Raw genomic sequence first — 514 nt, 5'->3', positions numbered from 1 at the left:
TATGGGCAGTCTGTTTCTAAGATGACCCATTGCATGTCTAAGTGTGGAATGACTTGGTCCATGCCGCCGTTTTTAAACGTCGATACACCGCCTAAACCAAGGTGGAAGCCCAACTCGTTAATTGCTCGCGCCTCTTCTAAGCTGCCACCAAAACAATGGAACACGCCACGCAGGCGACCGTCTTGCTCTTGACGAAGCAGAGTCAGCGTTTCTTCTATGGAGTCACGGGTGTGGATCACCACAGGTAAATCCATCTCTTTTGCCCAATTGAGTTGGGTTACGAAAGCCATCTCTTGCTCTGCTCGGTAGGTTTTATCCCAATACAGGTCGATGCCGATTTCGCCCACGGCGATAAAGTTGTGTTTTTCGAACCAGCCTCGGATGATTTCTAGCGTTTGATCAACGTTGCTATCAACGTAACATGGGTGCAAACCCATCATTGAGTGGCACACTTCCGGATACGCTGCTTCGGTCTGCAGCATCGGTTCAATCGAGTCCAGATCGATATTCGGCA

Annotated in this window: 1 protein-coding gene; it reads right to left on the bottom strand. The window is 49.6% G+C overall.

The window, feature by feature from the left end:
• Nucleotides 1-514, bottom strand: a 514-nt coding sequence (locus R7044_RS28145) for a TatD family hydrolase (RefSeq protein ID WP_225456390.1), incomplete at both ends; no start/stop codon positions are given.

Source organism: Vibrio sp. 1402 (assembly GCF_033340275.1).
The sequence above is the reverse complement of the archived record's forward strand: the minus strand, read 5'-3'. Positions and strand labels throughout refer to the sequence as shown.